Origin of the sequence: Mesorhizobium sp. M0815 (assembly GCF_040319995.1) — a bacterium.
Taxonomy (GTDB): domain Bacteria; phylum Pseudomonadota; class Alphaproteobacteria; order Rhizobiales; family Rhizobiaceae; genus Mesorhizobium.
Genome location: NZ_JAMYOU010000001.1, coordinates 533,671 through 540,035 on the forward strand (window position 1 = coordinate 533,671; position 6,365 = coordinate 540,035).

A 6,365-nucleotide genomic window follows, 5' to 3' on the forward strand; every position below is an offset into this window, starting at 1 on the left:
CCTGTCCGAACAGGACATTCGTCCTGTTTTTTGCCACCGCCTCCGGCCGGCAAGTTGCGTGTTCCTTAAACGAGGCCCCTCGCCCCGTCCATGCGTCAAATATCAGCGGTAAGGCGCATCCAGCGAGATGTTGCGCGCAAGTTCACGCTCCCAGCGGTCGCCATTGGCCAGAAGCCTGTCCTTGTCGTAATAAAGCTCCTCGCGCGTCTCCGTCGCGAATTCGAAATTCGGCCCCTCGACGATAGCGTCGACCGGGCAGGCTTCCTGGCAGAAGCCGCAATAAATGCATTTCACCATGTCGATGTCGTAGCGCACGGTGCGCCGCGTGCCGTCATTGCGGCGCGGGCCGGCTTCGATGGTAATGGCCTGCGCCGGGCAGATCGCCTCGCACAATTTGCAGGCGATGCAACGTTCCTCGCCGTTCGGATAGCGGCGCAGCGCATGTTCGCCACGGAAGCGCGGGCTGACCGGCCCCTTCTCATGCGGATAATTGATCGTCTCCTTCGGCGCGAAGAACTGGCGCATCGACAGGAAGAAAGCACTGACGAAATCCTGCAATAGCAGTGACTTGGCGGCCTGGGACAATGCTGACATCAGGCAAACCCCGTGATCTTGAGGAAGGCGGCGGTGGCGACCACCATGAACAGCGAGATCGGCAGGAAGACCTTCCAGCCGAGCCGCATCAGCTGGTCGTAGCGATAGCGCGGCACGAACGCCTTCACCATCGAGAACATGAAGAACACCAGGCAGACCTTGAGCACGAACCAGATCAGCCCCGGCACCCAGGTGAACGGCGCGAAATTGAAGGGCGGCAGCCAGCCGCCAAGGAACAGGATGGTGGCCAGTGCGCACATCAGGACGACGGCGACATATTCGCCCAGGAAGAACAACAGGAACGGCGTCGAGGAATATTCGACCATATGGCCGGCGACGAGTTCCGATTCGGCTTCCACGAGGTCGAAGGGCGGACGGTTGGTTTCCGCCAGCGCCGAGATGAAGAAGACGATGAACATCGGAAACAGGGACAGCCAATGCCAGTCGAGGAAGGTATTGGGCAGGCCGATCCTCGTGCCCAGCCCATCCTGCTGCGACAAAACGATATCGGTCAGGTTGAGCGAGCCGACGCAAAGCAGCACGGTGACGATGACGAAACCGATGGAGACTTCGTAGGACACCATCTGCGCCGCCGAGCGCAGCGCACCGAGGAACGGGTATTTCGAATTGGACGCCCAGCCGCCCATGATCACGCCATAGACCTCGAGCGAGGAGATGGCGAAGACGTAGAGGATGCCGACATTGACGTTGGCGATGGCCCAGCCCTCATTGACCGGGATCACCGCCCAGGCTGAGATCGCAAGCACCGCCGACACCAGCGGCGCCAGCAGGAAAACGCCCTTGTTGGCGCCGGACGGAATCACCGGCTCCTTGAAGACGAATTTCAAAAGGTCAGCGAAGGCCTGCAGCGTGCCCCATGGGCCGACGACGTTCGGTCCGCGGCGCAATTGCACCGCCGCCCAGATCTTGCGGTCGGCGTAAAGCACATAGGCGACGAAGATCAACAGAACGACGATCAGCACGACCGACTTCAAAAGGATCAGCAGCGCCGGCAGCACGTAGAAGGAGAAGAAGGTGTCCATGTCTACTCCGCCGCCTGCCTGAAGCCGTTCTTCGCCAAAGCCGAGCACTCGGCCATCACCGCGGAAGCCCGCGCGATCGGGTTGGTCAGGTAGAAATCCTTGACCGGCGAGGTGAAGGTGCCCTTGTTCAGCCGCCCGCCGAGCTTGGCCACCCTGGCGATGTCGGCCGGGTCGCCGGCCGCGACATGGTCGATGCGGGCAAGATGCGGGTATTCCGCATAGAGCTTTGCGCGCAATTGCGGCAGCGAATCGAACGGCAGCTTCTTGCCGAGCACATCCGACAGTGCCCGAAGGATCGCCCAGTCCTCGCGTGCTTCGCCGGGCGCAAAGCCGGCCCGGTTGGTCTGCTGCACGCGGCCTTCGGTGTTGACGAAGGTGCCCGACTTTTCGGTATAGGCGGCACCCGGCAGGATGACGTTGGCGCGGTGCGCGCCCTTGTCGCCATGCGTGCCGATATAGACGACGAAAGCGCCGCCGGTCTTGGCCATATCGATCTCGTCGGCGCCGAGCAGGAACAGCACGTCGGTCTCGCCCAGCATGCCGGCGACGTTCCTGCCGCCCTCGCCCGGCACAAAGCCGACATCGAGGCCGCCGACCCGGGCCGCCGCGGTGTGCAGCACGGCAAAACCGTTCCAGTCGGCCCTTGCGGCGTTGACGGCGACGGCGAGCTTCGCCGCCTGGCCAAGCACGGCCGCGCCGTCCGCACGCGCCAGCGCACCCTGGCCGACGATGATCAGCGGATGCGTCGCCTTCTTCAGCAGTTGGAAGAACTTGCCGTTGCCGTCGGCAAGATCCTTCAGCGATTCCGGCCCGGCGCCGAGCTGCTCGTAATCATAGCGCGTATCGCCGACATCGCCGATGACGCCGACCGGCAGATTGCCGGCCCGCCAGCGCTTGCGGATGCGGGCGTTGAGCAAGGACGCCTCGAAGCGCGGATTGGCGCCGATGATCAGCACCGCATCGGCCTGTTCGATGCCTTCGATGGTCGGGTTGAAGACATAGCTCGCCCGGCCGAGCGACGGATCGAGTGCGGCACCGTCTTGGCGGCAGTCGGTGTTCTTCGAGCCGAGCGAAGCCATCAGAAGCTTCAGCGCGTAGATCTCCTCGACGGCTGCGAGATCGCCGGCAATGGCACCGATCTTTTCGGGTGCCGCATTCGACACCGCTTCCTTGATCGCGGCAAAAGCCTCGGCCCAGCTTGCCGGGGCCAGCCGGCCATCCTTGCGCACATAGGGGCGGTCGAGGCGCTGCGTGCGCAAGCCGTCCCAGATGAAACGGGTCTTGTCGGAAATCCACTCTTCGTTCACCGCCTCGTTGGTACGCGGCAGGATGCGCATCACTTCGCGGCCTCGGCTATCGACGCGGATCGCCGAGCCGACGGCGTCCATCACGTCGATGGATTCTGTCTTGGTCAGTTCCCATGGCCGCGCCTGGAAGGCGTAGGGTTTGGAGGTCAGCGCACCGACCGGGCAAAGGTCGATGACATTGCCCTGCAGTTCCGAGGTCATGGCGCTTTCGAGATAGGTGGTGATCTCGGCATCCTCGCCGCGGCCGATCAGGCCGAGCTCCGATATGCCGGCAATCTCGGTGGTGAAGCGGACGCAGCGCGTGCAATGGATGCAGCGGTTCATGATCGTCTTGACCAGCGGCCCGATATACTTGTCTTCGACCGCCCGCTTGTTCTCGTGGTAGCGCGAGGAATCGACGCCGAACGCCATCGCCTGGTCCTGCAGGTCGCACTCGCCGCCCTGATCGCAGATCGGGCAATCCAGCGGATGGTTGATCAGCAGGAATTCCATCACGCCTTCGCGCGCCTTCTTGACCATCGGCGTGTTGGTGAAGATTTCCGGCGGCTCGCCGTTCGGGCCGGGGCGCAGGTCGCGCACGCCCATGGCGCAAGACGCCTGCGGCTTGGGCGGCCCGCCCTTGACCTCGATCAGGCACATGCGGCAATTGCCGGCGATCGACAGCCGCTCGTGGAAGCAGAAGCGCGGCACTTCCGCGCCGGCGTCCTCGGCCGCCTGCAGCAGCGTGTAATGGTCGGGTACAGTAATCTCTTTCCCGTCGACCTTGAGCTTTGCCATTTCGCCTCAAACCTCTGCGGACGTTCCGCAATCTTTCCTTCCGGGCGCAGCCGAGACCGCGCACGATATTGAATTCACTTTTTGGCCCCGGCCAACGCGGCCGCCTGACCGATCCAGCCGTCACGGCCGATGCGGCCCTTCAACGACAGATAGTCCTCGACCCAGGCGATCTCTTGCGGCGTCCACGCCGCGATCTGGGCGTATGTCCAGATGCCAAGGCCGTTCAGCACCTTTTCCAGTTTCGGCCCGATGCCCGATATCGCCTTGAGGTCGGCGGGCTCGGCGGGCCGGTCCATCGCCTTGGGCTGCTTGAAATCTTCCGGCATCAGCCCGGCCGATGCATCCGCTGCAACGGTGCTCGCATTCGCCAAGCTCCGCGCCGCGGTGCTCGTCGCAATGTCGGTCACGTCATTGGCGAAGGACTGCGCCTCGGCAATCAGGGTTTTGGTCGCTGCGCGCGCCTTTGTCGAGGAGCTTTTGCCGGTCGCGGAAAAGCGTTCCGTCCTGGCCTCGAAATCCTCGGCGACCGGCTGCCAAAGCCGCTGCGAAGTTTCGGCCGCGCCCGAAAGCACGCCCATCCAGATGCCAAAGGCGTGGTTGGCAAGACCGATGCCGAGTGCCGCCATCGCCGCCGCACTCGCGACAGGATGCGCCAGGAGATTGACGGCATTGGCCATCTCCTTCGGCATCATCCTGGTCAGATCCTGGTTCATCTTCAACAACGGGTCCATATCGGGCGTAAAATCGTCGGGTGTCGAAAACAGCGACATAGGTGGTCTCCTGGTCGTTTCCGTCTGCCCCGCGCTCGTTTCCTCGTCTCGGACATTCGCCCGCATTTTTGAATTCTTCTATTCTGCCGCCGCCAGCACCGGTTCGGCGCGGTGTGCGTTGCGCGAAAACGCGTCGATGCGCCGCTCCACCTCGCCGCGGAAATGTCGCATCAGGCCCTGGATCGGCCATGCCGCCGCGTCGCCAAGCGCACAGATCGTGTGGCCCTCGACCTGCTTGGTCACATCGAGCAGCATGTCGATCTCGCGCTTCTGCGCCTCGCCGCGCACCAGCCGTTCCATCACCCGCCACATCCAGCCGGTGCCCTCACGGCAGGGCGTGCACTGGCCGCAGCTTTCGTGCTTGTAGAAATAGGAAAGCCGCGCGATGGCTTTCACGATATCGGTCGATTTGTCCATGACGATGACAGCTGCCGTGCCGAGGCCCGATTTCAGGTCGCGCAGCGCGTCGAAATCCATCGGCGCGTCGATGATCTGCTCGGCCGGCACCAGCGGCACCGACGCTCCGCCCGGAATGACCGCCAGCAGATTATCCCAGCCGCCACGAATGCCGCCGCAATGCGTCTCGATCAGCTCGCGGAACGGGATCGACATCGCCTCTTCGACGGTGCACGGATTGTTGACGTGGCCGGAGATGCAGAACAGCTTGGTGCCGACATTGTTGGGCCGGCCGAAGGACGAGAACCAGGCGGCACCGCGGCGCAGGATGGTCGGCGCGACAGCGATGGACTCGACATTGTTGACCGTCGTCGGGCAGCCATAGAGGCCGACATTGGCCGGAAATGGCGGCTTAAGCCGTGGCTGGCCCTTCTTGCCCTCGAGGCTTTCGAGCAGCGCCGTTTCCTCGCCGCAGATATAGGCGCCGGCGCCATGATGCATGTAGATGTCGAAATCATAGCCGGAGGTGTTGTTCTTGCCGATCAGCTTGGCCGCATAGGCCTCGTCGATGGCGCGTTGCAGCGCCTCGCGCTCGCGGATGAACTCGCCGCGCACATAGATGTAGGCGGCGACCGCGCCCATGGCGAAGCCCGCAAGCAGGCAGCCTTCGACCAGCGTGTGCGGGTCGTGGCGCAGTATGTCGCGGTCCTTGCAGGTGCCGGGCTCGGACTCGTCGGCATTGACGACGAGATAGCTCGGCCGGCCGTCGCTTTGCTTGGGCATGAACGACCATTTCAGCCCGGTCGGGAAGCCCGCGCCGCCACGTCCGCGCAGGCCGCTGGCCTTCATCTCGTTGACGATCCACTCGCGCCCCTTGGCGATGATGCCGGGCGTGTTGTCCCAGGCACCGCGCGCCATGGCGCCGGCCAGCGACTTGTCGAAGCGGCCGTAGATATTGTTGAAGATGCGGTCTCTGTCCTGAAGCATTGCTCGTTCCTCAGACCGGCTTCTTGCCGGTCGGCCGGCTTTTGTTTCCGGGCGACGGCGTGGCCGCCTTGGCGGCAGTCTTCGCCGGTTTAACCTTGGCCTCCGGCGCTTTGAAAGCAGACGCCGGCTCGGCCTTGTTCTTGGGGCCTTTGCGCTGTTTCGAGACGTCCTCGACCTGCGGCTCGGCCTTGTTGGCATTGGCGGCCGAATGCAGCGGCGCTGCAACGCTCGCCGCCTTTTCCGCCGCGGGCGCGACTTTTGTCGCCGATGGCGATTTCAGCGCCGGACTGGTCTCGACAGCGTCGGTCTTCGGCTTGCTGGCATTCGAGGGCGCAACCGGCGCCGGCGCGGCAGAAGCGGCTGGCGGGGCCGGGGCCCCCGCGGGGGGGGGCGGCGGCGCCGCCGCCGCCGCCCCGGGGGGCGGGGTGGGCGCCCCGGGTTGGCCGGGGGGGGGGGGCGGACGGCGAGGCGGGTTAAAAGTGGGGGGGGGG

Annotated in this window: 5 protein-coding genes and 1 pseudogene; all 6 read right to left on the bottom strand. The window is 64.4% G+C overall.

The annotated features are described in order from the left end of the window. Positions 1 to 102 precede the first annotated feature (102 nt). The gene (gene nuoI, locus NKI01_RS02545) at positions 103 to 594 is read right to left on the bottom strand and encodes an NADH-quinone oxidoreductase subunit NuoI (protein WP_023676622.1); all 492 of its coding nucleotides are present in this window, start codon (positions 592 to 594) and stop codon (positions 103 to 105) included. After that, positions 594 to 1,637 (bottom strand): NADH-quinone oxidoreductase subunit NuoH, encoded by a 1,044-nt coding sequence (nuoH, locus tag NKI01_RS02550; protein WP_352483051.1) that lies wholly within the window; start codon positions 1,635 to 1,637, stop codon positions 594 to 596. Before nuoH ends, nuoI begins: the two co-directional genes overlap by 1 nt. 2 nt (positions 1,638 to 1,639) lie before the next feature. Beyond that, positions 1,640 to 3,721, bottom strand: a complete 2,082-nt coding sequence (gene nuoG / locus NKI01_RS02555) for an NADH-quinone oxidoreductase subunit NuoG (RefSeq protein WP_352961736.1) — start codon at positions 3,719 to 3,721, stop codon at positions 1,640 to 1,642. 74 nt (positions 3,722 to 3,795) lie between these two features. Further along, a complete protein-coding gene (locus NKI01_RS02560; protein ID WP_352961739.1) occupies positions 3,796 to 4,491 on the bottom strand; it encodes a helix-hairpin-helix domain-containing protein in 696 nt (231 codons plus the stop codon). Between the two features lie 78 nt (positions 4,492 to 4,569). After that, on the bottom strand, positions 4,570 to 5,874 hold the full coding sequence (gene nuoF, locus NKI01_RS02565) for an NADH-quinone oxidoreductase subunit NuoF (RefSeq protein ID WP_352961742.1): 1,305 nt from the start codon (positions 5,872 to 5,874) through the stop codon (positions 4,570 to 4,572). Positions 5,875 to 5,884: 10 nt separating this feature from the next. Beyond that, a pseudogene (locus NKI01_RS02570) lies at positions 5,885 to 6,365 on the bottom strand (hypothetical protein); the annotation flags it as partial.